This is a genomic window from Streptomyces sp. 3214.6, from assembly GCF_900129855.1.
GTDB classification, from domain to species: Bacteria; Actinomycetota; Actinomycetes; order Streptomycetales; family Streptomycetaceae; genus Streptomyces; species Streptomyces soliscabiei.
Genome location: NZ_LT670819.1, coordinates 5,694,679 through 5,721,371, shown reverse-complemented (window position 1 = coordinate 5,721,371; position 26,693 = coordinate 5,694,679). Strand labels below are relative to the sequence as shown.

Below are 26,693 nucleotides of genomic sequence, written 5' to 3'. Positions count from 1 at the left end.
GAGGTATGCCTGGCCCTACCCCAAGTCTCGCCCCTGCCCCACAGACCGGACAGGAGGGCGCACGGTTTCGTGGAGCCATGACCACACACGCCGTCCAACTGACCTCCGTGAGCAGGCGATACGGTGCCGCGGACACCGGGGTGACCGCGCTCGACGACGTCACTCTCGCCCTCCCCCGCGGCTCGTTCACGGCCGTGATGGGACCGTCCGGGTCCGGCAAGTCGACGCTGCTGCAGTGCGCCGCCGGGCTCGACCGGCCGACCTCGGGGTCGGTGCGGATCGGCGGGACCGAACTGACCGGACTGGGCGAGCGACGGCTGACGTTGCTGCGCCGGGAGCGGATCGGCTTCGTCTTCCAGTCGTACAACCTGCTGTCCGCCCTCACCGCCGAGCAGAACGTCGCCCTCCCGCTGCGGCTGGCCGGCCGCCGCCCGCCGAAGGCACGGGTCCGCGAGGCCCTGCGGCAGGTCGGACTCGCCGACCGCGCAGGTCACCGGCCCACCCAGCTCTCCGGCGGGCAGCAACAACGCGTCGCCCTGGCCCGCGCGTTGATTACCCGCCCGGAGGTCCTGTTCGGCGACGAGCCGACCGGCGCCCTGGACTCCACCACCGGCCGCGAGGTCCTGACCCTGCTGCGCTCCCTGGTCGACGAGTGCGGTCAGACCGTCGTCATGGTCACCCACGACCCCCTCGCCGCCTCCTACGCGGACCGCGTGATCTTCCTGGTCGACGGCCGCGTACATGGCGACCTGGCCTGCGCGGGTGCGGGTGCGAGTGCAGGTGCGAGTGCGAGTGCAGGAGTGAAATCCGGTCCGGGAGCGGGTGCGGGTGGGTCCGCGGAGGAGATCGCGGCCCGGATGGCCGGGCTGGAGACCGGGGTTCCGGCGGCGACCCGCCCGGCGGTGAGCACCTCGTGCTGAGCATCGCGCTGCGCACCCTGCGCGCCCGGTGGGCCGCGTTCGTCGGCAGTTTCGTCGCCCTCTCGCTCGGCGTCGCGCTGCTCACCGTGATGGGCCAGGCGCTGGCCGCGTCACAGAAGGCGCCCGTGCGCGCCCCGGAGCGGTTCGCGGCGGCGCCGGTGGTGGTCAGGGGCCAGGACACCCTGCGCGTCCCGACCCCGAACGGCGAGCGGTCGACGACCCTGGCGAGACCGCGCCCCATCCCCGCCAGGACCATCGCCGCACTGCGCGCCGTCGGCCCGGTCACCGAGGACCGCGTCTTCCCTGTCAACGCACCAGGCGCCCCCACCGATCTCGTCGGCCACCCCTGGTCGACGGCACGTTTCGCGCCGTACGAACTGACCGCGGGCCGGGCGCCCGAGACGGCCGGCGAGGGCGTGACGTCCGGTGGCTGGGCGCGCGTAGGCGCCGAACTGCGCACCCCGGACGGCCCGTTGCGGGTGGTCGGCACGGTGCGGGTGGTCGGCACGGTGGGGGTGGTCGGCACGGTGGGGGGACGAGGCTTCGAGAACGCCGTGTTCTACACGGACGCGCACGCCGCCCGGCTCTCCCCGGAGCCGGTCCAGTTGGTGGTGGAGGCGACCGCCACGGCCGTCCGGACAGCGATCGCCACCGCCGACACCGCCCACACCGCCGACGTACGGGTGCTCACCGGTGACGGTCGCCGGCTGGCCGACGCCGACCCGGGCCGGGACGCCGAGGCCCTGACCGCGCTGAACGCCCTGTTCGGCACGGCCGGCGGCGTGACCGCCTTCGTGTCCGTGTTCGTCGTGGCGTCCACCTTCGCCTTCGCGGTCGACCGGCGGCGCCGCGAGTTCGGGCTGCTGCGCACCGCCGGCGCCACCCCCGGCCAGATCCGGCGGACGGTCCTGACGGAGGCGCTGCTGGTCGGCACAGCCGCCTCGGCGACGGGCTGCGCGCTGGGCGCGTACGCCGCCCCGCTCCTCGCCGACCTGGTGGTCGACGGCGGGCTCGCACCGGCCTGGTACACGATCGGCGGCCGCGCGGCCGCGCTGTGGCCCTTCCACCTCGCCTTCTGGACGGGCCTGCTGGTCACCCTGTGCGGGGCGGCCGCCGCGTCCTGGCGGGCCGGCCGGACCGCCCCGGCGCAGGCGCTGCGCGAGGCCTCGGTCGACGGCCGCGCCCTGACCCGGGGCCGACGCCTGTGCGGTACGGCGCTGCTGCTGACGGCCGCCGCGACCTTGGCGTACGCGCTGGTGAGCGACCCGGGCGACCTGCTGCACCGCAAGACGTACATCAGCCGCCCGATGCTGCTCATCACGGCGGTGGCGCTGCTGTCGCCCGTGCTGGTGCGCCCGCTGGTGCCCCGACTGCCGGGTGCGGTCGGCCTGTTGGCGCGGGCGAACGCGGTCGCCGGGGTGCGCCGTACCGCCGCCGTGGCCGCGCCCGTCCTGGTCACGGTGGCACTCGCGGGGTCCCTGCTGGGTGCGACGGCCACGCTGAACGAGGCCCGTGCGGCGGAGGTGCGGCAGAAGACGGCCGCCGACTTCGTGGTGACGGCGCAGGCCGGAACGACCGTGCGGGCGGCGGCCGTAGAGCGCCTGCAGCAGGTCCCCGGCACGCTGGTGTCCGCCTCCACCGCGACCGCCGTGTACACCCTGGAGGACGGCGTGGCGCTCGTGAAGTCCGAGGCCCGGGCGGCCGATCCGACGCTGCTCGCGCAGACCGTACGGCTGCCGGTGACGGCCGGACGGCTCGCCGATCTCGACGACGGGTCGATCGTCGTGACCGAGGAGTGGGCCCGGCACCGGGTGGGGCAGCGGGTGCGGGTGTGGCTCGGGGACGGCACCGCGAAGACCCTCCGCGTCGCCGCCGTCCTGGCGACGGGAACGGGTGACAACGGGGCCTACGTCACCCCGGCCAACGCGGGCGGCGCGGCGGGCACGGGCGTCGACCGGGTGGATGTGCGGGTGCGGGCGGGGGCCGACGCGGCGGCGGTCGCCGCGGGGCTGCGGGCCGTCGTCGGGGTGCGGGTGATGAGCAAGGCGCAGTGGGTGCGGGCGAGTCACCCGCGGAGCGACCGGACGACCCGGCTCGGCCTGCTGCTCGTCCTCGGCATCGCGCTGCTCTACACCGGTATCTCGCTCGCGAACACCCTGCTCATGTCGGCCGCCGAACGCCGACGCGAGCTGACGGCCCTGCGGCTGGCCGGCGCGACGGGCGGGCAGGTGCTGCGGCTGGTCGCCACGGAGGCGCTGACGGTCGTCGCGCTGGGAGGCCTGCTGGGCCTGCTGGTGACGTGCGCCAACCTGGCCGCCCTGACAGCCGCCCTCCACCAGCTCTCGGCCCCGACCTCGCTCACCCTGCCCTGGCCGGCCCTCGCCCGGACCACAGCAGCGTGCACGCTTCTCGCGCTGACGACCGCCCTGGCGTCAACGGCGGCGGCGCTACGACCACCCGCCAGACGGCACTGGCCGTGAACACGATAGAGCCCCCGTCGGTAACCCGACGGGGGCTCTATGCTGCGTGGACCTGAGGGGATTTGAACCCCTGGCCCCCTCGATGCGAACGAGGTGCGCTACCGGACTGCGCCACAGGCCCTTGCAACGAGTGAAACTCTAGCACCCCCATCGGCCTGCTTGGAAATCCGTTCCCCGAGGCCGGGAGCGGGGTGCTCGGGGGCGCGGGGGGTCTTATTCGTTGGCGGCGCGGGGGCGTTCGCCGTCCTCGTACTGGTCGAACAGCGGGGTGCGTCCGCGTTCGCGCGAGCGTCGGGCCGAGGCCGCGCGTCGGGCGTCGCTGCGCTCGTCGCCGTCCACCGTCCGGTCCTCCGCGCGGTCCGCGTCTTCCGGGTCCCCGGCCGCTGCGTCCGCGGCGTCCGCCGCTTCCTGTTCCGGCGCGACCGAGCTGGAGCGGGCCGAGCTCCAGGCGTCCGGCGCTCCGAGGTCCACGTCGGAGGTGGCCCGGGGGGCGACCGGGGCGGTCACGTACGTGGGCAGCGGTACCGGTACCGGGTCCCAGCTCTCGCCGTGGCCGGGCCGGCGCTGTCGCTCGCGCTGCTGGTCGACCCACTCCGCGTGGTCGGTCTGCTCGACGAGTGCCCTGCGATCCGCGGCGAGCGCCAACAGGCCCGGGTCGGTCTCCGGTTCGGGGGCCTCGTGCGGCTCCTCTGCGCCGGCGTCGGGGCCGGGGTCGACGGAGGACGCGTTCGCGGGGGCGGGTGCGCGCCGGCGCGGCTGACGCTCCCGCAGCCGCTGCGCGGCGACCTCGGCGCGCCGGCGGTCCATCTGGTAGGCGAAGCGGCGGTGCTCCTGGGAGCGCAGGTACGCGATGTAGGCGCTGAGCAGGACGGCGGGCACGCCGGGCGCCCAGAGGAAGGCGAGGCCGCCGACCGCCGCGACGATCGCGCCGAGGGTGAAGGCGAGGAAGAGCATCACGGTGGTGCGCCTGCGGCGGGCGAGCGACTTCGAGCGCTGGGCACGTGCGGCGGACGCCTGCGCGGAGGTCGCGCGCCGCGCGACCGGCAGCCGCCGGTCCGCCGGAGCGGCGTTCCCTTCGCGCGCGGGGGCGGAACCCTGATCCCTTGGCTCGCGCTGTTCGCGCTGCTCCCGCTGTTCCCGCGTGGGCTTGGCCGCCGGGTCGCGGGCCGGTTCACGCGCCGTCTCCGGACGTCCCGGCCCTCGTTCCTGGGCCCGCTCCTGGCCGCGTTCCTGCCCTCGCTCGTGCCCCCGCTCCTGCTCTCGCTCCGGAACCGGCGCCTTCACCTGCGGGCGGGTCGGAGGCATGGCGAAGGCCCGGACGTCCACCGAGTCGGTGACGGCGTCCGAGGCGTCGGCGCCCTGCTCCCCCTCCTCGGTGGAGCGCGCCCGCAGGTCCCTGGCGTACCGGCGCTCCATACCCGCCCTTCCGGACAGCAGCCGGATGGCGGTGCTGAAGCGTTCCGTCGGACGGGCCTCGTTCAGCTCGTCCTGCCTACGGAGCCACATCGGCACCAAGTAGGCGGCCCAGGCCCCGACAATGACTGCGTAGATGAGGCCGCTGCTGCTCACGCCTCACACGGTAGAGGGGTTTGCGTGAGGCCATCCGCCAATTGAGCCGGTGTGTCGCACGATCTGGCTGATATTTCGAGCTTTTTTTGCGACCGATGCGATCAACCGATCATTTTCGAACGCTTATTCGACACGTTTTTTCAATTGGACGCGTTCTGCGAGCGCGCTCGCCGCCACCTGCTCAGCAGGCCTTCCGGGACCTCCTCCGCGGTGAGCACGAAGACGAGATGGTCGCGCCAGGCGCCGTCAATGTGGAGATAGCGCGGCCGCAACCCTTCCTCACGGAATCCGAGTTTCTCCACGACCCGGCGGCTGGGGCCGTTCTCGGGGCGAATGCAGACCTCGATGCGGTGCAGTCCGACGGTCCGGAAACAGTGGTCCACGACGAGCGCCACCGCCGTCGGCATCACCCCGCGGCCGGCCACCGACTCGTCCACCCAGTAGCCGATGTGACCCGAGCACATCGACCCCCAGGTGATTCCGGCCACCGTCAACTGCCCGACGAGCCGCCCCTGGTACTCGATGACGAACGGCAGCATCCGCCCGGCGTTCGCCTCGGCCCGCAGGTGCCGGACCATCTGGCGGTAGGTCGGCCGGTGCGCGATCGGCCCGCTCGGCGCGGGCGGCGGGATGGTCGCCTCCCAGGGGCGCAGCCAGTCCCGGTTGCGCCGGTTGACCTCGCGCCAGGCCCGCTGGTCGCGCAGCTTTATCGGCCGCAGGACGATGTCGCCCTCAGCGAGCTCCACGGGCCAGGATGCGCTGTTCAGCTCGCACCCCCCGGGCCGGCCCCGGGTCTGGGGTGGTCACCGCCGCGGATCTGGTCGACGGCGTGGATCAGCAGGGGTTCCAGGACTGCGAGACCGTCCTTCACCCCGCCGGTGGAGCCGGGCAGGTTGACGATCAGGGTGCGGCCCGCGACCCCGGCCAGGCCCCGGGAGAGCGCCGAGGTCGGCACCTTCTCCCGGCCGTAGGCGCGGATCGCCTCGGGGATTCCCGGCACCTCGTGGTCGATCACACTGCGCGTCGCCTCGGGGGTGCGGTCGGTGGGCGAGATGCCGGTGCCGCCGGTGGTCACGATGACGTCGTAGCCGGCCTCGGCGCCCGCCCGCAGCGCCGCCTCGACCGGGTCGCCGTCGGGGACGACCTGCGGCCCGTCCACGGCGAAGCCGAACCGCTTGAGGCCGTCCGCGACCAGCGGGCCGCCCTTGTCCTCGTAGACCCCGGCGGCGGCCCGGTTGGAGGCGGTCACGACGAGCGCCCGGTACCCGACGGCCGTTGTCATGCCCGGCTCCAGTCGCCCGACTTGCCGCCCGTCTTCTCCTCCACGCGCACGTCCGTGATGACCGCTCCCTTGTCGACCGCCTTGACCATGTCGATCACGGTGAGCGCGGCGACGGAGACCGCGGTGAGGGCCTCCATCTCGACGCCCGTGCGGTCCGTCGTCTTCACCGTGGCGGTGATCTCCACGGCGTCGTCCGCGACCGACAGGTCCAGTTTCACACCGGAGACCGACAACGGGTGGCACAGCGGGATGAGGTCGGGGGTGCGTTTGGCGCCCATGATGCCCGCGATCCGCGCGGTGGCGAGGGCGTCACCCTTGGGTACCCCCTCGCCGCGCAGCAGCTCGACCACCCGGGGTGAGACGAGGACACGGCCGCTGGCCCGCGCGGTGCGCGCGGTGATGTCCTTGCCGGATACGTCGACCATGCGGGCCGCGCCCGCGTCGTCGATGTGCGTCAGTCGGTCCTGCGTACTCATGCTCTGTCGGCGCTCCCGGTCGGGCCTGTTGTGCGCGACACGGTACCCCCAACCAGGCGTGCTCAGCCGAGGAGGACCACGTCGACCTCGGTGCCGGGCTCGACGCACTCCACGTCCTCGGGGACGACGATCAGCGAGTCGGCGTGCGCGAGGGCCGCGATCAGATGGGAGCCGACGCCGCCGACCGGGCTGACGGCGCCGTCGGCATAGGTGGCGCGCAGGAACTGTCTGCGGCCCTTCGGCGAGGTCAGCGCCTTCTCGGCGGTCACCTTCGCGCGCGTGGTGGGCCGGTGGACGTCGTCGAGGCCCATGAGCGTGCGGATGACGGGGCGCACGAACAGTTCGAAGGAGACGTACGACGACACCGGGTTCCCGGGCAGGGCCAGCAGGGGGGTGTGGTCGGGGCCGATGGAGCCGAAGCCCTGGGGCTTGCCCGGCTGCATGGCGAGCTTGCGGAAGGCGATGCCACTGCCCGCCTCGTCCTCGTCGCCGACGTGCTCCAGGGCCTCCTTGACGACGTCGTAGGCCCCCACGCTCACACCGCCGGTGGTGACGACGAGGTCGGCGCGGACGAGCTGGTCCTCGATGGTGGAGCGGAGGGTGTCGGCATCGTCGGCGACCGCGCCAACCCGGTAGGCGATGGCACCGGCGTCGCGCGCGGCCGCGGTGAGGGCGAAGCTGTTGGAGTCATAGATCTGGCCGCTGCCCAGTTCCTCGCCGGGCTGGACGAGTTCGCTGCCGGTGGACATGACGACCACGCGCGGGCGCGGGCGCACGCGTACGGTGCCGCGTCCGATCGCGGCGAGCAGGGCGATCTGCGGCGGGCCGAGGACGGTTCCGGCGTCGAGGGCGCGGTCGCCGGCCTTCACGTCGCTGCCCATCGCGCGCACGTGCGCGCGCGCCTCGGCGGGCCGGTACACGCGCACGTGCCCCGAGGCCTGCTCGGGCGCGAGGCTGCGGGCCCGCATCCCGGTGACGGGGCCCTCGCCGAGCCCGCCGTCGGTCCACTCCACGGGGACGACGGCCTCGGCGCCGGACGGGAGCGGGGCGCCGGTCATGATCCGGGCGGCCTGCCCCGGTCCCACGTACAGCAGGTCGGCCTGCTGTCCCGCCGCGACGTCCCCGACGACGTCCAGGGCCGCCGGGAACTCCTCGCTCGCGCCCGCGACATCCGCGACCCGCACCGCGTACCCGTCCATCGAGCTGTTGTCGAAGGGCGGCAGTGAGACCGGCACCGTGACGTCCTCGACGAGGACGCAGCCCTGGGCGTCGGGCAGTTGGAGCTCGATGGGTTCCAGGGGGCGGACGGCGGCGAGGATGTCCGCCAGGTGTTCGTCCACCGACCAGAGGCGGTCCTGGCCGGCGGGGCGGGGCGCGGCGGTGCTCAAAGTGGCTGCATCTCCTCGGTGACGTAACTGCGAAGCCAGGACCGGAAGTCCGGACCCAGATCTTCACGTTCGCACGCGAGTCTGACAATGGCACGCAGATAGTCGCCGCGGTCGCCGGTGTCATAGCGCCGCCCCTTGAAGACGACGCCGTGGACGGGTCCGCCGACCTTCTCGTCCTGGGCGAGCTGCTGGAGGGCGTCGGTGAGTTGGATCTCGCCGCCGCGGCCGGGCTCGGTCTGGCGGAGTATGCCGAACACGCTCGGGTCGAGGACGTAGCGTCCGATGATCGCGTAGTTTGACGGGGCGTCCGCCGGGTCCGGCTTCTCGACGAGGCCGGTCACCTTGACCACGTCGCCTTCCGCGGTGGCCTCGACGGCCGCGCAGCCGTAGAGGTGGATCTGCGCGGGGGCGACCTCCATGAGCGCGACGACGCTGCCGCCGTGCCGTTCCTGGACCTCGATCATCCGCTGGAGCAGCGGGTCGCGGGGGTCGATCAGGTCATCCCCGAGGAGGACGGCGAACGGCTCCTGTCCGACGTGCGGGGCCGCGCACAGCACCGCGTGTCCGAGACCTTTGGGGTCGCCCTGTCGCACGTAGTGCATCGTCGCGAGGTCGCTGGACTGCTGAACCTTGGCGAGCCTGGCGGCGTCGCCCTTCTTCTGCAGCGCCGACTCGAGCTCGTAGTTGCGGTCGAAGTGGTCCTCCAGGGGACGCTTGTTGCGACCCGTGACCATGAGGACGTCGTCGAGCCCCGCGGAGACGGCCTCCTCGACCACGTATTGGATAGCCGGCTTGTCCACGACGGGCAGCATCTCCTTGGGAGTGGCCTTGGTGGCCGGCAGGAACCGGGTACCGAGACCGGCTGCGGGGATGACAGCCTTGCTGATCCTGGGGTGCGACTGAGTCATGGCGGCAACCTTATCCGGTGACTTTGAGAGAAATCTGTAGCTCCGGTTAATTCATGATCATATGACCACGTTGGAACGGCGCGAGGAGTGCGGGAGCAATGCTGGAGCGATGCGGGAGCGACATATGAGTCACCTCGAAGGCGTACAGGAGCCCGACAAAGCTACGTTGCGGCGAGAGCTCCTCGCCGTGCGGAACAGGTTGACGTCGGATGACATGCGCCGGGCGGGCATCGCACTGGCCGCCCGCGCCCTGGAGCTGCCCGAGTTGGCGCACGCGCGCGTGGTGGCGGCGTACGTCTCCGTGGGCACCGAACCCGGCACCCTGGCGCTGCTGGACGCGCTGCGCGCGCGGGGCGTCCGTGTCCTGCTCCCCGTGCTCCTGCCCGACAACGACCTCGACTGGGGCACCTACACCGGCGAGGACTCCCTCGCGCGGGTCAGGCACGGCGGGAAGATGGTCCTCCTGGAGCCGTCCGGCAAGCGCCTCGGCCAGGACGCCGTGACGGATGCCGACGTGGTGCTGCTGCCGGGGCTGGCGGTCGACGAGCGCGGCATGCGGCTGGGCCGCGGCGGAGGATCGTACGACCGCGTGCTGGCCCGGCTGGCGGACTCCGACGCGCGTCCCTCCCTGGTGGTGCTTCTCTACGACAGCGAGGTCGTCGATCAGGTCCCCGTGCAGCCGCACGACCGACCGGTGCGCGCGGTGGTGACGCCCTCGGCAGTGCGCCGCTTCACCTGAGGCACCCACCTTCCTGGGCAACGGGAGGAGGTGAAAGGGGCCCTCCACGCGCGCGTGGAGGGCCCCTTTCACCGAGCGGTCGCTCAAGGCTTGAGGACCAGGGTGTCGCTGGTGCTGTCGTCGACCGCCTTCTTCGAGAAGGACCAGTCGAGCAGCTCGCCGTTGGCCCACTTGCCCGTCTGGTCGGTGTAGTGGGCGCTGAAGGCGTGCCCCGAGGCGCCGCTGAGGTTGATCCACTTCGATTTGTCGAGGTCGTCGAGGTTGACCACCATCCGCATCGACGGCACCCACACGACGCCGTAGCCGCCGGCCGCGTTCCAGCCGGTCGCGTTGACCGTCGCCTCGCCGCCGCCGAGCTTCCAGGGGCCGCGGTTGAGGATGTACTGCAGGAAGCCGGGGCCGCTGGTGCCCAGCGTCTGGTTCTTCAGGAACAGGCGGTGCAGCCGCCCCCAGCTCCAGGTGTCGATGTCCTTGCCGAGCTTGGCGGTCAGCTCCCAGCGCGCGTCGATCAGGGCCCGCTCGAACAGCTTGTCGCGGTTGTGGTCGGCGCCGGGGCGGCCGCTGACCGACTTGGGCGTCGTCCACCACTCGCTGTCGGTCTTCTGCATGAGATTGCGCACGACCTCGAACCAGCGGTCGCCGCCGTCCGGCTGCGCCTGGTCGGCGTCGCGCTCACCGCACTCGCGGACCTTGTCGGTGTCGTCGACCGGGCCGGTGCTGTTGACCGGGTCGACCCACAGGCACTGGCCCTCGACGCGCAGCTCCTTGGGCAGCTTGTTGCCGAAGGCCAGCTTGAGGATGTTGCGCCAGACCGCGTTGAAGTAGGCGGCCGCCGCCGAGTCGGCGTCCTGGGTGTAGTCCCAGCCCTGCAGCAGCTTCTGCGCCTCGCGGACGTCCGGGTCGTCCAGGTTGATCTTCAGCAGGGTGGGCACGAGCAGCCGGGCGATCTGGCTGTCGTTGTCCAGCTGCATCTGCCGCATGTCGTCGGTGGAGATCTTGCCGCCACCCTTGATCTTGCCCTTGATCAGGTCGGTGATCCGCTGGCTGCGGGCGCCGTAGCCCCAATCCGTGGTGAGCGTGTAGGGGTACTTGTCCTTGTCGATGACGGCCTGGTTGGCGGTGACGATGTACCCGCGCGCGGGGTCGTACTCGTAGGGCAGCTCGTCGAAGGCGATGTAACCGGTCCACTTGTACCTGGAGTCCCAGCCGGGCGCGGGGATCGAGCCGTCGAGGCCCTTCGCGCGCGTGGGGATCTTTCCGGGCAGCTGGTAGCCGATGTGGTTCGCGGTGTCGGCGTAGACGAGGTTCTGCGAGGGCACGTCGAAGAGCTTGGCCGCAGCGCGGAAGCTGTCCCAGTCCTTCGCCTTGTTCATGGCGAAGACGGCGTCCATGGAGTTGCCCGGTTCCAGCGCGGTCCACTTCAGGGCGACGCCGTAACCGTCGCCGCGGTCGGGCGCCGCGGTGTCGACGGTGGCCTTCTTGCCGACATTGACGAGCTCGTCGTCGCGGTCGGACAGCAGGGGCATGCCGTCCTCCGTCTGCCGGACGACGATCTTCTTGGACGTGCCACCGGCGACCTTGATGGTCTCCTCGCGCGTGGTGAAGGGCTTGACCTTCTTGTTGTAGATGTAACCGTCGTTCCCGGAGAGCTTCTCCAGGTAGAGGTCGGTCACGTCGACGCCCGAGTTGGTCATGCCCCAGGAGATCGTCTGGTTGTGGCCGATGATCACACCGGGCATGCCCGCAAAGGTGTAGCCGGAGACGTCGTACTGGCACTTGGTCGACACGGTGCGACAGTGCAGGCCCATCTGGTACCAGACGGACGGCAGCGAGGCCGACAGGTGCGGGTCGTTGGCCAGCAGCGGCTTGTGGGTGATCGTGTACTTCCCCGCGACGACCCAGGAGTTGGAGCCGATGCCGTTGCCGTTCACGCCGACGGCCGTCGGCAGGTCGTCCAGGACGTTGTAGAGGCCCGAGAGCTGGCTCTGCAGGGCCGAGCCCGACCTGTTCGACGTTCCCGTGCCGCCACTGGCGCCACCGCCCGTGCTGCCGCCACTGGCGCCGCCGCCCGTGGAGCTGTCGTCCGAGCTGCCCCCACTGCCGTTGTCGCCGTCGCTCTGCTTGAACGTCTTGGTCAGCTCGTCGTACTCGCCGTCCTGGACGATCGCCTGGTTACGGTCGTACGGGTACTGCGGGTACAGCTCGGCGATCTGCTGCGGGCCGAGACGGCTGGTCATCAGAGCGCGGTCGATCTCGTCCTGCATGTTGCCGCGCAGGTCCCAGGCCATCGCCTTCAGCCAGGAGACGGAGTCGACCGGGGTCCACTGGGCGGGCTTGTAGTCGTTGGTGAAGCCCAGGGCGGCGTACTCCAGGGAGATGTCCGCGCCGTCCTTGCCCTTGAGGTAGGCGTTGACTCCCTTGGCGTACGCCTGGAGGTACTTCTTGGTCTCGGGCTTCAGCTTGGTGTCGTACTCCTGCTGGGCTACGCGGTCCCAGCCCAGGGTGCGCAGGAACTCGTCGTTGTCGACCTGGCCCTTGCCGAACATCTCCGACAGGCGTCCGGACGTCATGTGCCGGCGGACGTCCATCTCGTAGAACCGGTCCTGGGCCTGGACATAGCCCTGCGCCATGAACAGATCCTCGTCGGAATCCGCGTAGATCTGCGGGATGCCGTAGCCGTCCCGCTTCACGTCGACGGGCCCGGACAGACCCTCGAGTGTGATCGAACCCTTGGTCTGCGGGAAGGACGCGCGGACCGTGCTGATGGACCAGTAGGCGCCGTAGGCGATGCCTCCGATGATGGCCAGCACCAGCACAAGCACGATCAAACGGGCTTTGCGCCCCTTCTTCCTGCCGGACTTGCCGGGCTTGTCACCCGATGTGGCGGTGGTGTTGGGGGGCATCGCTGTCCTTGCTGTCCTAACGCGAGCGGCAGGCGGTCCTGGAGTGCTGGAGCAACCATAGGCGCAGGGCCTCGCGCCACTTGACGCGGAGTCGGGTACCAGCACGGAAGGATGTTCGATCTTGCCTCGGCGAGCGTCAAGAAATCGTCAAGAGTTAGGTAAGGTAACGAAGTAGTTGGGTTCGGAGCGTGCCGCTTCGTGTCCGATGTATCCGATGCACGTGGGCGCCCGTACTCGAGGCGCGCACGCCGGTGAAGGGAACCGCCGCTGACTGTCCACCACCTCAACCAGCTCCTGCTCGTCTGCTCGCTCGTCCTGCTCGTCGCCGTCGCAGCGGTCCGGATCTCCTCGCGCAGCGGGCTCCCCAGCCTGCTCGTATACCTGGGGATCGGCATCGCCATGGGCCAGGACGGCATCGGCGACATCCATTTCGACAACGCCGAACTGACACAGGTCATCGGCTACGCCGCCCTGGTCGTGATCCTCGCCGAGGGCGGTCTCGGCACGAAGTGGAAGGAGATCGAGCCGGCTCTGCCGTCCGCCACCGCGCTGGCGCTGGCCGGCGTCGCGGTGAGCGTCGGCGTCACCGCCACGGCCGCGCACTTCGTGGTGGGGCTGGAGTGGCGGCAGGCGCTGATCATCGGCGCGGTGGTGTCCTCGACGGACGCGGCGGCGGTCTTCTCCGTCCTGCGCAAGATCCCCCTGCCCGCGCGCGTGACGGGCACCCTGGAGGCCGAGTCCGGCTTCAACGACGCCCCGGTGGTCATCCTGGTGGTCGCCTTCTCCACGGCGGGCCCTGTCGAGCACTGGTACGTGCTGCTGGGCGAGATAGCCCTTGAGCTGGCCATCGGCGCCGCCATCGGCCTCGCGGTCGGCTGGCTGGGCTCCTGGGGTCTCAGGCACGTCGCGCTGCCCGCCTCCGGCCTCTACCCGATCGCCGTCATGGCGATCGCCGTCACCGCGTATGCGGCGGGCTCACTGGCGCACGGCAGCGGCTTCCTGGGCGTCTACCTCGCCTCGATGGTCATGGGCAATGCGAAACTGCCGCACTGGCCCGCCACGCGCGGGTTCGCCGACGGCCTCGGCTGGATCGCCCAGATCGGCATGTTCGTACTGCTCGGCCTCCTGGTCACCCCGCACGAGCTGGGCGACGACGTGCTGCCCGCCCTCGTCATCGGTCTCGTGCTCACGATGGTGGCCCGACCGCTCAGCGTCGTGCTCTGCCTCACACCGTTCCGGGTGCCATGGCAGGAGCAGACACTGATGTCCTGGGCCGGGCTGCGCGGCGCCGTGCCCATCATCCTGGCGACGATCCCCATGGTGAACGGCGTGGAGGAAAGCCGCCGCATCTTCAACATCGTCTTCGTCCTGGTCGTCGTCTACACCCTGGTCCAGGGGCCGACGCTGCCCTGGCTGGCACGCAAGCTGCGGCTGGGCGGGGAGCCCGAGGCGGCAGACCTGGGCGTCGAGTCGGCGCCCCTGGAGCGGCTGCGCGGGCACCTGCTGTCGGTCGCGATCCCCGAGGGGTCGAAGATGCACGGCGTCGAAGTCAACGAGCTGCGGCTGCCGGCCGGGGCTGCCGTGACCCTCGTCGTACGGGATGGAAAATCGTTTGTCCCTCTGCCTGCGACGGTACTGCGGCACGGGGACGAACTGCTCGTCGTCGCCACCGATCCCGTCCGGGACGCCGCGGAACAACGGCTGCGCGCGGTGGGCCACGGCGGCAAGCTGGCCGGGTGGCTCGGGACGGGCAGCACCGGCACCCGTTAAGGGCATGTTTCGAACGGTTCACCCTCCCGCCAAATGCAGGTGAACGCGCGCGTGGTGCTCGTTTTCACAGGTACACCAGGCGTTGATCCCTGTACGATGAAGGCGCATTCTGATCGACCAACTCTGCCTGACGCAGTGCTGGCGCGACCGTATGGCGGCCGAGAAGCCCTCCGCAGTGGGGCCGGCATCTACCGCAGTCCGCGCAAGAGGACAGCTCTCGGCGCCCCGGCCCCATGTGGGCCGCGCTACCAGGCGGCAGAAAGGCACGGGCCGTGGCATCCACGGTCACCTCCCGCCCGGGATACGGACGGCTGCTGCGCACCCGCGGCGCCTGGACGTTCCTGCTCCCCGGCTTCGCGGCACGCCAGCCGTTCGCGATGCTCACCATCTCCATCGTGCTGCTGGTGCAACACACCACCGGCTCCTACGGCGCGGCCGGCGCCGCCGCGGCCGTCACCGGCGTCTCCATGGCGCTGTGCGCCCCCTACAGCGGCCGTCTCGCCGACCGCTACGGCCAGCGCGCCGTACTTGTCCCAGGCGTGCTCGTGCACACGCTGTCCGGCCTCGCCCTCACGTCCCTCGCCCTCGCTCACGCGCCCCTGTGGGCGCTGTTCGCGGCGGCCGTGCCCACAGGCGCGTCCGTGCCGCAGATCGGGCCGATGGTGCGGGCCCGCTGGGGCGTGAAGCTGAAGGACTCGCCCCTGATGACCACGGCGGCGGCCTTCGAGTCCGTCACCGACGAGCTCACCTTCGTCTTCGGCCCGCTGCTGGCGACCGCTCTGTGCACCGCCGTGAACCCGGCCGCCGGTCTGATCACCGAGGCCTCGCTGACCCTGTTCGGCGGTCTGCTGTTCGCCGCGCAGAACAGCACGCAGCCCCAGGCCGCCGTCGGGCACGCGCGCATGGAGCACGCCTCGGCGCTGCGCGTCCCCGGGGTGCGCGTGCTGATCGCGGTCTTCCTGGGCATCGGTTCCGTCTTCGGCGGCATGCAGGTCTCGCTGGCCGCGTTCACAGAGTCGATCGGCGAGCCCGGCCTGAACGGCGTCCTCTACGGCACCTTCGCCGCCGGCAACATGCTCTCCGGCCTGGTCTGCGGCGCGATCGCCTGGAAGGCCTCCCCGCGGCGACGCCTCGTCGTCGCCTACGCCGCGCTGGCCCTCGTCGCCTCCGGCCTGTGGGCCGCACACTCGGTGCTTGTGCTGGCGGGCCTCGGCCTCCTGGTCGGCATGTGCATCGCGCCCGCACTGATCACCGGCTACACCCTGGTCGAGGGTCTGGTCCCGGCCGGGGCCCGCACGGAGGCGTTCACCTGGCTGACGGGCGCGGTGGCGCTGGGGCAGGCTGCGGCCGTCACGATCGCCGGACAGCTGGAGGACCGCTTCTGGGGCGGCGCCGGCTTCCTGGTGCCGATGGGCGGCACAGCGGCGGCGCTGACGGTCCTCATGGCGCTGCGTTCGCGGCTGGAGACGCGGCCGCGCGCGCGTACCGTCGCACGTGGCGTCGGTCACCGCGTGCCGGTGACAGTGGACTGATGCTCGGGAATGCGTCAAGATAGACCGTCGTTAGCACTCACTGAGTGAGAGTGCCAGGAGGAAGACAAGTGCCGACCTACCAGTACCAGTGCACCGAGTGCGGCGAGGGCCTCGAGGCGGTGCAGAAGTTCACCGACGACGCCCTGACCGAGTGCCCCAACTGCGGTGGCCGCCTCAAGAAGGTGTTCTCCGCGGTCGGCATCGTCTTCAAGGGCTCCGGTTTCTACCGCAACGACAGCCGCGGCTCCTCGTCGAGCAGCTCGCCGGCGTCGTCCGCGTCGAAGTCGTCAACGTCCGGTTCCGACGCGAAGTCGTCGAGCTCGACCTCGTCGTCCTCGACCTCTTCGGACTCGAAGTCGTCGAGCACCGGCACCTCGACCGGCAACAGCTCCGCCGCGTAAGGCCACTTCTTACGGGACCCTGTCGTCAACCGACGGCGGGGTCTTCGGTGTTCTCGACGGCAGTTAGGGTGCGGAACATGGAGAACAAGGCGAGCACGGAGCCCGGGGCGAACACAGACTTCGGGGCGAGCGCAGCGATCGAGGCGAACGCTGAGATCGGCGTGATCGGCGGGTCCGGCTTCTACGCGTTCCTCGACGACGTGACCGAAATCCAGGTCGACACCCCCTACGGGCCGCCCAGCGACTCCCTCTTCCTCGGCAAGATCGCCGACCGACGGGTCGCCTTCCTGCCCCGGCACGGGCGTGGCCACCATCTGCCGCCCCACCGGATCAACTACCGGGCCAACCTGTGGGCGCTGCGTTCGCTCGGGGTGCGCCAGGTCCTCGGTCCGTGCGCGGTGGGCGGCCTGCGCCCCGAGTACGGACCCGGCACGCTGCTCGTGCCCGATCAGCTGGTGGACCGCACGAAGTCGCGGGTCGGAACATACTTCGACGGGCTGCCCCTGCCCGACGGCACAGTGCCCAACGTGGTGCACGTGTCCCTGGCCGACCCCTACTGCCCCGCCGGACGCTCGGCTGCGCTGAAGGCGGCGCGCGGACGGGAGTGGGAGCCGGTGGACGGCGGGACACTCGTCGTGATCGAGGGGCCGCGGTTCTCGACCCGCGCCGAATCGCTGTGGCATCAGGCGCAGGGCTGGTCGGTGGTGGGTATGACGGGCCATCCGGAGGCCGCGCTCGCCCGAGAACTCGAGCTCTGCTACACGTCGTTGACCCTGGTCACCGATCTGGACGCGGGTGCCGAGAGCGGTGAGGGCGTGTCCCACGAGGAGGTCCTGCAGGTGTTCGCGGCCAACGTGGACCGGCTGCGAGGCGTCCTGTTCGACGCGGTGGCCGCACTGCCCTCGAACGAGGAGCGGGACTGCCTGTGCACGAACGCGCTGGGCGGACTGAACCCGGGGTTCGAGCTGCCATAGGCGGAACTCCTCGTTCGAGTGAAGGAGTTGTCCACAACCCGTCGGTAGTCCACCGGCTCCGGCGAGCGGCGGCGCGAAGCCTCATCGTGGCTTCGCAAGTCCGTCCCTCGTCGCAGGTGGTGATCCCATGTCCGACCTCTCCCCCGCCCGCCCGTCTCCACTCCCTCCCCCCACTCCACTCGCTCCTCCCGCTCCACTCCCTCCTCCCACTCCTCACAGTCGTCCCTCTCCCCTCGCTCCGCAGCCGCCTCTTCCGCGCGCGTCCACGGCGTACCCTCCCGGTGCGGACGCTCCGGCCACGTGCGAGGTGCCGTCCTTCGCCCCCGTGCGGGTCCGCGGCGGACGGTACCGGCTGCAACGGCTCGTGCGGAGCCGGCGGCGGGCCCTCGCGGTAGGTCTCGCCGTCACCGCCGCCGCCCTCGTGGCGACCGGCCCACGGGTCGGCGGTCCGGCGAGCGGACATTCAGGCAAGGGCGCGGGCGGGAGCGGGGAGGCGAGCCGGGGCTCGTATGCCCGCGCGCAGACGCCGGTGCGCGCCCCTGTGCCTGATCCGCGCGCCGTGGAGAAGGTGACGGCGCCGGTGCGGATCGCCGACGCGGCCACCGTCGGGCTCCTGCGGCCCGGTGACCGGGTCGACGTCCTCGCCGTCGCCGAGCACACGGCGTCGGACAGCGGTGGGGGCATGGGCGATGGCGTGGGCGGCGACGCCCATGTGGTCGCGCGCGGGGCGCTCGTGACGAAGGTGCCGGAGCCTGTGGACACGTCGGCGGGCGCCGCCGACGGCGGCGCGCTGGTCGTCCTCTCGGTGCCCCGGTCCACTGCGGCGCGCCTGGCGGGTGCGAGCGCGACGGCTCGGCTGGCGGTGACTCTGTGGTGAAGTCAAGTTCGTCGTTCGAGCTACCCACGGAGACACGGGCGCGTCCGACTGACGTAGGTTGCGGAGCTGTTTGTTCCACAACCTGTACATGTGAGGAGTGTTCCCGAGGTGAGCGAAAAGAAGGCAAGCGTCTGGCAGGGTTTCAAGACCTTCCTGATGCGCGGGAACGTAGTCGATCTGGCAGTTGCGGTGGTGATCGGCGCGGCCTTCACGAACATCGTCAACTCGGTGGTGAAGGGGGTCATCAACCCGGTCATCGGAGCGGTCGGCACCAAGAACCTGGACAGCTACAGCTCCTGCCTCAAGGGCCCCTGCACGGGCACGGGCGACAGTGCGACGGGAGTGCGGATCCTGTGGGGCTCCGTCCTCGGCGCGACGCTCACGTTCGTGATCACCGCGGCGGTCGTCTACTTCCTGATGGTGCTGCCGATGTCGAAGTACCTGGCGACGGTGGAGGCCCGCAGGAAGGCCAAGGAGGGCACGCAGGAGGTCATCGAGGTGACCGAGCTGGAGGTCCTCAAGGAGATCCGCGACGCGCTGGTCGCCCAGCGGGGCTCGGGCCACAGCGAGCGGTAGCGACGCTGCGGACGGTACTGCGCCGGACGGCCCGCCGGGTTCAGATGTGGTGGGGCGGCTTCTCGTCGAGGAAGCGCCTCAGGTCGGCGGCGCTGTCGCCGTCGGAGGCAGGGCGCTCGCCCCACCCGCGGTCGGTGTCGTCCGAGGACTGCCGGTCCAGCGGGTCGTCGAAGATCAGCGCGGCCTTCGGCGCGCGCGGCTCGGGGGCGGCGGAGGTGCTCATGCCTCCAGGGTACGGCCCTGGGACCAGCCCGGATCGGGGCCGTACGGTCGCTCCCGGCGGCCCGTCGGCCCAGCCGCCTCCGGGGGAAAGTCCCGCACAGGATTTTCCGGCGGATATCTGCTGTGCTGGGACCCATGACGCCCACTCCGACCCCGTCGGCCTCTCCTTCCGGAGCCCCGACCCCCAGCCCTGCCCCGACTCACGCGAAACCGCTGCGCAGGCTCACCGCGCGCGGGCGGGGCGAGGCGCACCGGGTCGCCTCCCCGCTCGAGCTCTTCTTCGACCTGTGCTTCGTGGTGGCCATCGCCCAGGCGGGCGTCCAGCTGGTGCACGCCGTGGCGGAGTCCCACGCGGGCGAGGGAATCCTCAACTACGCGATGGTCTTCTTCGCCATCTGGTGGGCGTGGATGAACTTCACCTGGTTCGCCTCGGCCTACGACAACGACGACGCGCTCTACCGGGTCGTCACGCTGATCCAGATCGCCGGGGTTCTGGTGCTCGCGGCCGGGGTGTCTCAGGCGTTCGAGGACCACGAGTTCGTGGCCGTCTGGTTGGGCTACGCGATCATGAGGTTCGCGTTGAGCTCGCAGTGGCTGCGCGTCGCGTCGTCCGCCGAGGGGGCGGAGCGGACGATGGCCCTGCGGTACACCGGGGGCGTCCTGCTCTGCCAGGTCGGCTGGTTGGGGCTGTTGATCCTGCCCGAGGGCGGCAGGGGGTGGCTGTTCCTGGTGGTGGCACTGATGGAGCTGTGCGTACCGCTCTTCGCGGAGAAGGACCACCCGACCTCGTGGCATCCGCATCACATCTCGGAGCGGTACGGGCTGTTCACGATCATCGTGCTGGGCGAGACGATCGCGGCGGCCACGGTAGCCGTGAAGACCGGCATCGACGAGAACGAAGCGCTCGGCGAGCTGCTGCCGATCGCGGTGGGCGGCTTGTTGATCGTCTTCGCCGCCTGGTGGATCTACTTCGTGGTGCCCATCCATGGGTATCTGCGTTCCAGCAGGCAGGCGTTCGTGTGGGGCTATGGGCACTACGTCGTCTTCGCCTCGGCCGCCGCGATCGGTGCGGGCCTGGAGGTGGCGGTGGAGCAGGCGGTCGGCAAGGCCCACGTCTCCGCACTGGTCGCGTCGGCGGCCGTCACCCTGCCGACGGCGCTGTACCTGCTGACGGTCTGGGCGTTGCACGCACGCCACTTCAAGGTGGGCCTGGCCCAGCAGCTGGTGCTGCCCGTCACCGCGCTGCTGGTGATCTGCTGCACCTTCCTGGGCAACTGGGCGGTCCTCGCGGCCGGCCTGGTGGCGGCACTGGCGGTGGCGACCGGGGCGACCCTGACCGCGCGCACGATCGCACGGGAGGCCCCTGAGACGCGGGAAGTGCGGGAGACGCGGGAAGCCCGGCAAGTCCGGGATGCGGGGAACGACCCTGAGCGCGATTCCAACGCGGCGGTGTGACGCGGCGTGACACCGCCGGCGCACCCGGCGTGCGCTGGGCGAGACTGGCTGCCATGACAGTTGACGTTCTGACAGACGTCGTCGGCTTGCGCGTGGGACACGCCACGCGCACCGGCGACGGTTGGCTCACCGGCACCACGGTCGTCCTCGCGCCGGAGGGTGGCGCCGTGGCCGCCGTGGACGTACGCGGCGGCGGTCCCGGCACGAAGGAGACCGACGCCCTGGATCCACGCAACCTGGTGCAGCGGGTCGAGGCGGTCGTGCTGACCGGGGGCAGCGCCTACGGGCTCGACGCGGCGTCCGGGGTGATGGCCTGGCTGGAGGAGCAGGGGCGCGGGGTGCCCGTGGGGCCCGACCCCACGCACGTCGTGCCGGTGGTGCCCGCCGCCTGCGTCTTCGACCTGGGCCGGGGCGGCGACTTCCGGGCCCGGCCGGACGCGGCCACCGGCCGGGCGGCGGTCGAGGCGGCCGCGGCGAGCAAGCCTGGCGCGCGGGTGCGGGAAGGATGCGTGGGAGCCGGGACGGGGGCGGCGGTCGGCCCGATGAAGGGCGGGGTCGGCACCGCCGCCGTCCTCCTCGACTCGGGGATCACGGTGGCCGCGCTGGTGGTGGCCAATGCCGTGGGGTCGGTGCTGGATCCCGAAACAGGGGTGCTGTACGGGGAGTTGTTCCAGGGGCGCGTGACATACCCGGAGACGCAGGTGCACGAGGCCGCGCGCCGGCGGCTTGCCGAGAGCGCGGCGAGGAACGCGTCGCCGCTGCTCAACACCACGCTCGCGGTGGTCGCCACCGACGCGGACCTGTCGAAGGCGCAGGCGCATAAGCTCGCGGGCACAGCGCATGACGGGATCGCACGCGCCGTGCGGCCCGTCCACATGCTCAATGACGGGGACACGGTGTTCTCCCTGGCGACGGGCGCCCGCCCACTCGATCCCGCCCATCCGCTCGCCCTGAACGACATCCTCGCGGCAGGTGCGGACATGGTGACCCGCGCGATCGTACGAGCCGTCCGTGCCGCCGAGTCGGTGGACGGACCGGGCGGCCTGTGGCCCTCCTACGAGGAGTTGTACGGGGGCCGGTGACGTGCGGCGGGTCCGGGGCGACTCCGACTCGCGAAGGGGGCAGGAAGGCGGGCGGGAAGGGGGATTGTCCCGGTTCTGTCACGTGATGGTGCCAAGGGCCAGTGGAGGGGAACCTCACGGGCGGTCGGGTCCCTCCTTGTCCACGTACTCCACGTACTCCACGTACCGGAGCGGATCACTCACCTCACATGAAGCTGGAGCAGCCCGTGACGACGGCGGACAAAGCAGCGCGGCGCGTACTGGGAGCCTGTGCCGTCCTGGTGGTCGGCGCCCTGACCCTGACCGCCTGCGGGGGCAGCGCCACCGCCAAGGACGACGGCGGCAAGGACGGCAAGAGCTCCACCAAGACGTCCACGGCGAAGATCGTCATCTCGGCGCAGGACGGCTCGACGGGCGCGTCGATCAACGCGACCGGCGTGAAGGTGAGCGACGGCCGGCTCACCGAGGTGAAGATGACGGTGGCCGGGTCGGGACAGGCCGTCGAGGGCTCCCTGTCGGCCGACGGCAGCAGCTGGAAGCCGAAGGAGCAGTTGGAGCGCGGGACGAAGTACCAGATATCGGCGATCGCGAAGGACGCGAGCGGCAAGACCGCCGCCGCCAACTCCATCTTCACCACGGTCACTTCGGCCAAGAGCTTCATCGGGACGTACACGCCGGACAACGGCACGACGGTCGGCGTGGGGATGCCGGTGTCGTTCACCTTCGACAAGGCCATCGGCGACAAGAAGGCCGTGCAGTCGCACATCACGGTCACCTCCAGCAGCGGTCAGCAGGTGGTGGGGCACTGGTTCGGGGCGCAGCGGCTCGACTTCCGGCCCGAGGAGTACTGGAAGGCCGGCTCCAAGGTCACGATGAAGATCGACCTGGATGGCGTCGAGGGCGCGAACGGTGTCTTCGGGGTGCAGAAGAAGACGGTCACGTTCACCGTCGGGCGCTCCCAGGTGTCCACGGTCGACGTGAACACGCAGACCATGACCGTGGTGCGGGACGGGCAGACCCTGAAGACGATTCCGATCTCGTCGGGCAGCCCGGAGCACACCACGTACAACGGGCAGATGGTGATCTCCGAGAAGTTCACGCAGACCCGCATGAACAGCCGGACGGTCAACTTGGGCGGCGAGTATGACATCCCGGACGTGCCGCACGCGATGCGTCTGACGACGTCCGGCACGTTCATCCACGGCAACTACTGGTACAACAAGGGCAATCCGCCCTTCGGTCGCACCGGCACCAGCCACGGCTGCGTCGGGCTCGCGGACGTGCGGGGCGCGCAGGGCGACACGCCCGCCAAGTGGTTCTACGACAACTCGCTGATCGGCGATGTCGTGATCGTCAAGAACTCCCCGGACAAGACGGTGGCCCCGGACAACGGGCTGAACGGCTGGAACATGTCGTGGGCCGAGTGGACGGCGGGGAGCGCGGGCAGCGCCGGGAGCGCGGGCTGAGCTCCTGGTGGGCGGAGATCGCCGGGAACGCCGTCTGACCGGCGGTTTCTGTCAGGTCGCCGGGCCGCGCGGGAACTTTTCGCGCGGCCTCCGCGTTTTCCCGGCGTACGTTTTCTCGGTTCCCGGACATGATGTCCGACCGAGGGGCTACGGTATGCACCCACAAGGTGACATGCAGCAACGCCGGGAGAAACCTTGAGCGTTCCGTACGAGACAACAGCGTACGAACCAGCCGAGTCGCCCGAGTCTCCGGAGGAGCACCTCGCGCGACTGCTCGGTCGCGCCCTGAACTCGTTCGAGCTGCCCGACGAAGCCCTGCGGCGGCTCGACTGCGCCCTGGCTCACGACAGCTCGCTGCACTCCGCGCACCACAGCGCGGGTCTGCACCGGGAGACGTACCGGCACACCTGGCTGCTGGCCGACGGCTGCGCGCTCACGCTGTGGGAGCTCGTGCACAACACCGCGCCGGGCAGCGAGCCGCAGCACGAGGTGTATGTCGACGAGGAGGAGCTGGGCACCGCCACGGCCCGGCTGCCGCTGCCGGCGGACGCGCCGGACTTCGAGCTGCCGGTACTGGTGCAGCTGGCGCCGGTCAGCGCACCCCGGCATGTGTATGTGCCGGACGACTCGGCGGATCATGCGCGCCGGCTGTTGCGCCGCGCGGAGAACCCTGACCGGCCCGGCACGGACACGGCCGCGCTGCTGACGTCGGCGTTCGCGCACCAGATCACCCAGGCCTTCGGGCGCCCCTGCCGGGCGGGTCGTATCGGCCTGGGCTACTCGCTCTACGAGCATGCGTTCCTGCTGCGCGACGGCCGGGAGATCTCCCTGTGGGAGGTCGAGCACACGGCGACGCCCGACGGGCGGCACATGTGCGAGGTGTATCCGTCCGAGACGGCGGCCCGGGACGCGATGGAACGCCGGGCGGCACAGGTCTCCTGAGCAGGGGCGGGCGGATCGCCTCAGCGGGGTGGGCGGGTCGTCTGGGCTGGGGCAGGTCGCCTGAGCGGTGTGGACGCGTGTGGGCGTCAGCGGCCGCCGTCGAGTCGCTGTACGAGGCCCGCGAAGGCGTCCCGCTCCGCGGGGGTCAGTTCGACGCTTTCCAGGTGGGGGCCGGTCTGCCGTTGGCCCGGGAGGGCCGGCAGGTCAGGGCGGGTGGGGAGCGCCGGACGGTTGCCGGCACCGGAGCGGATACGGCGCAGGATCCGGGTCAGGACGAGCAGCCAGGCGACGGACGCCACGGCGAGGACGGTCAGGGCCGTCAGCTGAGTGGGCGTGAAATGCACAGGCATACCGCCCAGTACACACCACGGTCCGGGACGTTGGTCCCGGACCGTGACGTATCTCGCAGGCCACGCACATCGCGCTAAAGGCCTTTTCAGTGCACAGAGTTACGGATCACCGCAGACAGCCATGGAGAGCGACGCCGAGCACCGAGCCCCTTACGCGGCCACCGGCTGCTTCGTCTCCGCCGCTGTGGCGGTCGCGGTCTCCTCCGTCGTCCCGGGTTCGGCGGCCCCGGGGGCCGGCTTGCGCAGCCCCTTGAGGACGACGACCACGGCCGTCGTCACGCACACGCCCGCCGCGATGGCGACCAGGTAGAGGAAGGCGTTGCCGATCAGCGGGATCACGAAGACGCCGCCGTGCGGAGCGCGGAGCGTGGCGCCGAACGCCATCGAAAGGGCGCCGGTGACCGCGCCGCCCGCCATCGAGGCCGGGATGACGCGCAGCGGGTCGCCCGCGGCGAACGGGATCGCGCCCTCGGAGATGAAGGAGGCGCCCAGGACCCAGGCGGCCTTGCCGTTCTCGCGCTCGGTCGGGGTGAAGAGCTTCTTGCGGACGGTCGTCGCGAGTGCCATGCCCAGCGGCGGGACCATGCCCGCGGCCATCACGGCGGCCATGACCTTCATCGCGGAGTCGCTGGGGTCCTGGACGGCGATACCGGCCGTGGCGAAGGCGTACGCGACCTTGTTGACGGGGCCGCCGAGGTCGAAGCACATCATCAGGCCGAGCAGGACGCCGAGCAGGATGGCGTTGGTGCCGGAGAGGCCCGACAGCCAGTCCGTCATGCCCTTCTGGGCCTCGGCGATGGGCTTGCCGATCACGACGAACATCAGGAAGCCGACGACCAGCGAGGAGATCAGCGGGATCACCACGACCGGCATGATGCCGCGCAGCACCGGCGGGATCTTGATCCGCTGGATCGCGAGGACGGTGCCGCCCGCCAGCAGACCGGCGGCCAGACCGCCGAGGAAGCCGGCGGCGATGTTGGAGGCGATCATGCCGCCGACGAAGCCGGGGACGAGTCCGGGGCGGTCGGCCATGCCGTAGGCGATGTAACCGGCGAGGACCGGGATGAGGAAGCCGAAGGCGACTCCGCCGATCTGGAACAGCAGGGCGCCCCAGCTGTCGACCTGGGTCCAGGAGAAGTGCTCCATGACCGAGGGCGCCTTGTTGATCTGCCAGCCGCCGATCGCGAATCCGAGAGCGATCAGCAGACCGCCCGCGGCGACGAACGGGACCATGTAGCTCACGCCGGTCATCAGCCACTTGCGCAGCTTGGTGCCGTAGCTGTCGCCGGACTCGCCGGTCCGCTCGACCGGCGTGCCGCCCTTGGCCGCCGCACTGACCTCACCGCGCGCCGCTTTCCCGCGCACCTCGGTGATCAGTTCGGCGGGGCGGTTGATGCCCGCCTTCACGCCGACGTCCACGGTGGGCTTGCCGGCGAAGCGGTCCTTGTCGCGTACGGGGACGTCGTGGGCGAAGATCACGCCGTCGGCGGCGGCGATGACGGCCGGGTCGAGGCGGGTGAAGCCGGCCGAGCCCTGCGTCTCGACGACCAGCTCGACGCCCGCGTCGCGGCCCGCGTTCTCCAGGGACTCGGCCGCCATGTAGGTGTGGGCGATGCCGGTCGGGCAGGAGGTGACGGCGACGATCCGGAAGGGGCTCTCGGATGCGGGGGCCGGGTCCTGGGCCTGGCCCTGGCCCTGGGTGGTGGTGGCCGTGTCGGCGTCGGCGGAGGCCGCCGCCGACGCCGACACGGAGTCTTCGGAGGTGGACGCGGACGCCGGAGCTGAGGCCGGAACGGCCGCCGGAACGGACGCCGGAGCTGAGGCCGGAACGGCCGCCGGAACGGACGCCGGGGCTGAGGCGGCCTCGGCCGATGCCGCCGGGGCTTCCTCGCCGCGGATGAGCGCCGCCGCGGCGGCCGCGCCGCCGGCCGAGCGCAGTGCGTCGGTGAACTCGGCGTTCATCAGCTGACGGGCCAGCGACGACAGGATCGTCAGGTGGGCGTCGTCCGCGCCGGCCGGGGCGGCGATCAGGAAGATCAGGTCGGCGGGGCCGTCCGCCGCGCCGAAGTCGATGCCGGCGGCGCTGCGCCCGAAGGCGAGCGTCGGCTCGGTGACGTGTTCGCTGCGGCAGTGCGGGATACCGATGCCGCCGTCGAGGCCGGTGGGCATCTGGGCCTCGCGGGCGGCGACGTCGGCGAGGAAGCCCTCCAGGTCGGTCACCCGGCCCAGGGACACCATGCGCTCGGCGAGGGATCGCGCCGCCGCTTCCTTCGTTGAGGCGGACAGGTCGAGGTCGACCAGGTCCGCGGTGATCATGTCGCTCATCGCGGGCTCCTTCGCACGCGTATCGCCCGGGGCGTGGGGTGGTGGGCGGGGGTGGGGACGGGGACTGAGGTGAAGCG

Annotated in this window: 23 protein-coding genes and 1 tRNA gene; 13 read left to right on the top strand and 11 right to left on the bottom strand. The window is 71.2% G+C overall.

The window, feature by feature from the left end:
• Window positions 1–77 precede the first annotated feature (77 nt).
• Both B5557_RS25910 and B5557_RS25905 read left to right on the top strand, forming a co-directional pair.
• Window positions 78–920: an ABC transporter ATP-binding protein gene (locus tag B5557_RS25910; protein WP_079661697.1), complete on the top strand. Its 843-nt coding sequence runs from the start codon at window positions 78–80 to the stop codon at window positions 918–920.
• On the top strand, window positions 914–3,400 hold the full coding sequence (locus B5557_RS25905) for an ABC transporter permease (protein WP_079661696.1): 2,487 nt from the start codon (window positions 914–916) through the stop codon (window positions 3,398–3,400). Before B5557_RS25910 ends, B5557_RS25905 begins: the two co-directional genes overlap by 7 nt.
• 47 nt (window positions 3,401–3,447) lie before the next feature.
• Here the strand turns inward: B5557_RS25905 and B5557_RS25900 are convergent.
• The 7 genes from B5557_RS25900 to galU form a co-directional block, all read right to left on the bottom strand.
• Window positions 3,448–3,521: transfer RNA gene (locus B5557_RS25900), tRNA-Ala, on the bottom strand.
• A 92-nt stretch (window positions 3,522–3,613) separates the two neighbouring features.
• Window positions 3,614–4,969: a divisome protein SepX/GlpR gene (gene sepX, locus B5557_RS25895; protein WP_079661695.1), complete on the bottom strand. Its 1,356-nt coding sequence runs from the start codon at window positions 4,967–4,969 to the stop codon at window positions 3,614–3,616.
• A gap of 140 nt (window positions 4,970–5,109) precedes the next feature.
• The gene (locus tag B5557_RS25890; RefSeq protein WP_443031366.1) at window positions 5,110–5,736 is read right to left on the bottom strand and encodes a GNAT family N-acetyltransferase; all 627 of its coding nucleotides are present in this window, start codon (window positions 5,734–5,736) and stop codon (window positions 5,110–5,112) included.
• Window positions 5,733–6,251: a MogA/MoaB family molybdenum cofactor biosynthesis protein gene (locus tag B5557_RS25885; RefSeq protein WP_079661693.1), complete on the bottom strand. Its 519-nt coding sequence runs from the start codon at window positions 6,249–6,251 to the stop codon at window positions 5,733–5,735. The genes B5557_RS25890 and B5557_RS25885 overlap by 4 nt, the downstream gene beginning before the upstream one ends.
• Window positions 6,248–6,727: a cyclic pyranopterin monophosphate synthase MoaC gene (gene moaC, locus B5557_RS25880; RefSeq protein WP_079661692.1), complete on the bottom strand. Its 480-nt coding sequence runs from the start codon at window positions 6,725–6,727 to the stop codon at window positions 6,248–6,250. Before moaC ends, B5557_RS25885 begins: the two co-directional genes overlap by 4 nt.
• 62 nt (window positions 6,728–6,789) lie before the next feature.
• Window positions 6,790–8,115: a molybdotransferase-like divisome protein Glp gene (glp, locus tag B5557_RS25875; protein ID WP_079661691.1), complete on the bottom strand. Its 1,326-nt coding sequence runs from the start codon at window positions 8,113–8,115 to the stop codon at window positions 6,790–6,792.
• Window positions 8,112–9,023, bottom strand: coding sequence for a UTP--glucose-1-phosphate uridylyltransferase GalU (gene galU, locus B5557_RS25870; RefSeq protein WP_079661690.1), 912 nt, complete (start codon window positions 9,021–9,023; stop codon window positions 8,112–8,114). The genes glp and galU overlap by 4 nt, the downstream gene beginning before the upstream one ends.
• 124 nt (window positions 9,024–9,147) lie before the next feature.
• On the opposite strand from galU, the gene B5557_RS25865 reads away from it, so the two are divergent.
• Entirely contained in the window at window positions 9,148–9,762 is a 615-nt protein-coding gene (locus B5557_RS25865; RefSeq protein WP_079661689.1) for a 5-formyltetrahydrofolate cyclo-ligase, read from the top strand.
• Between the two features lie 83 nt (window positions 9,763–9,845).
• Here B5557_RS25865 and B5557_RS25860 read toward each other — a convergent pair whose 3' ends face one another.
• Window positions 9,846–12,665, bottom strand: a complete 2,820-nt coding sequence (locus B5557_RS25860; RefSeq protein WP_079661688.1) for a penicillin acylase family protein — start codon at window positions 12,663–12,665, stop codon at window positions 9,846–9,848.
• Between the two features lie 267 nt (window positions 12,666–12,932).
• Here B5557_RS25860 and B5557_RS25855 point away from each other — a divergent pair, with 267 nt between their 5' ends.
• From B5557_RS25855 to mscL, 6 genes are all read left to right on the top strand, one after another.
• Complete coding sequence (locus B5557_RS25855; protein WP_099936670.1) at window positions 12,933–14,435, top strand: potassium/proton antiporter; 1,503 nt, start codon at window positions 12,933–12,935, stop codon at window positions 14,433–14,435.
• Between the two features lie 272 nt (window positions 14,436–14,707).
• Window positions 14,708–15,967 (top strand): MFS transporter, encoded by a 1,260-nt coding sequence (locus tag B5557_RS25845; protein ID WP_079661687.1) that lies wholly within the window; start codon window positions 14,708–14,710, stop codon window positions 15,965–15,967.
• 68 nt (window positions 15,968–16,035) lie between these two features.
• A complete protein-coding gene (locus tag B5557_RS25840; protein WP_079661686.1) occupies window positions 16,036–16,368 on the top strand; it encodes an FmdB family zinc ribbon protein in 333 nt (110 codons plus the stop codon).
• Between the two features lie 77 nt (window positions 16,369–16,445).
• Window positions 16,446–17,342, top strand: coding sequence for an S-methyl-5'-thioadenosine phosphorylase (locus tag B5557_RS25835; protein ID WP_231976039.1), 897 nt, complete (start codon window positions 16,446–16,448; stop codon window positions 17,340–17,342).
• Window positions 17,343–17,649: 307 nt separating this feature from the next.
• Window positions 17,650–18,219: an RcpC/CpaB family pilus assembly protein gene (locus B5557_RS25830; RefSeq protein ID WP_079661685.1), complete on the top strand. Its 570-nt coding sequence runs from the start codon at window positions 17,650–17,652 to the stop codon at window positions 18,217–18,219.
• 108 nt (window positions 18,220–18,327) lie between these two features.
• Window positions 18,328–18,795, top strand: a complete 468-nt coding sequence (mscL, locus tag B5557_RS25825; protein ID WP_079661684.1) for a large conductance mechanosensitive channel protein MscL — start codon at window positions 18,328–18,330, stop codon at window positions 18,793–18,795.
• A gap of 40 nt (window positions 18,796–18,835) precedes the next feature.
• Here mscL and B5557_RS25820 read toward each other — a convergent pair whose 3' ends face one another.
• Window positions 18,836–19,018, bottom strand: coding sequence for a hypothetical protein (locus B5557_RS25820; protein ID WP_079661683.1), 183 nt, complete (start codon window positions 19,016–19,018; stop codon window positions 18,836–18,838).
• Window positions 19,019–19,152: 134 nt separating this feature from the next.
• On the opposite strand from B5557_RS25820, the gene B5557_RS25815 reads away from it, so the two are divergent.
• From B5557_RS25815 to B5557_RS25800, 4 genes are all read left to right on the top strand, one after another.
• Window positions 19,153–20,472: a low temperature requirement protein A gene (locus B5557_RS25815; protein WP_079661682.1), complete on the top strand. Its 1,320-nt coding sequence runs from the start codon at window positions 19,153–19,155 to the stop codon at window positions 20,470–20,472.
• Window positions 20,473–20,525: 53 nt separating this feature from the next.
• Complete coding sequence (locus tag B5557_RS25810) at window positions 20,526–21,554, top strand: P1 family peptidase (protein WP_079665006.1); 1,029 nt, start codon at window positions 20,526–20,528, stop codon at window positions 21,552–21,554.
• 188 nt (window positions 21,555–21,742) lie between these two features.
• On the top strand, window positions 21,743–22,999 hold the full coding sequence (locus B5557_RS25805) for an Ig-like domain-containing protein (protein WP_443031271.1): 1,257 nt from the start codon (window positions 21,743–21,745) through the stop codon (window positions 22,997–22,999).
• A 195-nt stretch (window positions 23,000–23,194) separates the two neighbouring features.
• Window positions 23,195–23,941 carry a DUF6227 family protein gene (locus B5557_RS25800; protein ID WP_079661681.1) on the top strand — a complete coding sequence of 249 codons (747 nt, stop codon included), beginning with the start codon at window positions 23,195–23,197 and terminating at the stop codon, window positions 23,939–23,941.
• Window positions 23,942–24,027: 86 nt separating this feature from the next.
• Here the strand turns inward: B5557_RS25800 and B5557_RS25795 are convergent, their stop codons facing one another.
• Both B5557_RS25795 and B5557_RS25790 read right to left on the bottom strand, forming a co-directional pair.
• Entirely contained in the window at window positions 24,028–24,291 is a 264-nt protein-coding gene (locus tag B5557_RS25795; protein ID WP_079661680.1) for a hypothetical protein, read from the bottom strand.
• Window positions 24,292–24,441: 150 nt separating this feature from the next.
• The gene (locus tag B5557_RS25790) at window positions 24,442–26,616 is read right to left on the bottom strand and encodes a PTS fructose transporter subunit IIABC (protein ID WP_079661679.1); all 2,175 of its coding nucleotides are present in this window, start codon (window positions 26,614–26,616) and stop codon (window positions 24,442–24,444) included.
• Window positions 26,617–26,693 lie beyond the last annotated feature (77 nt).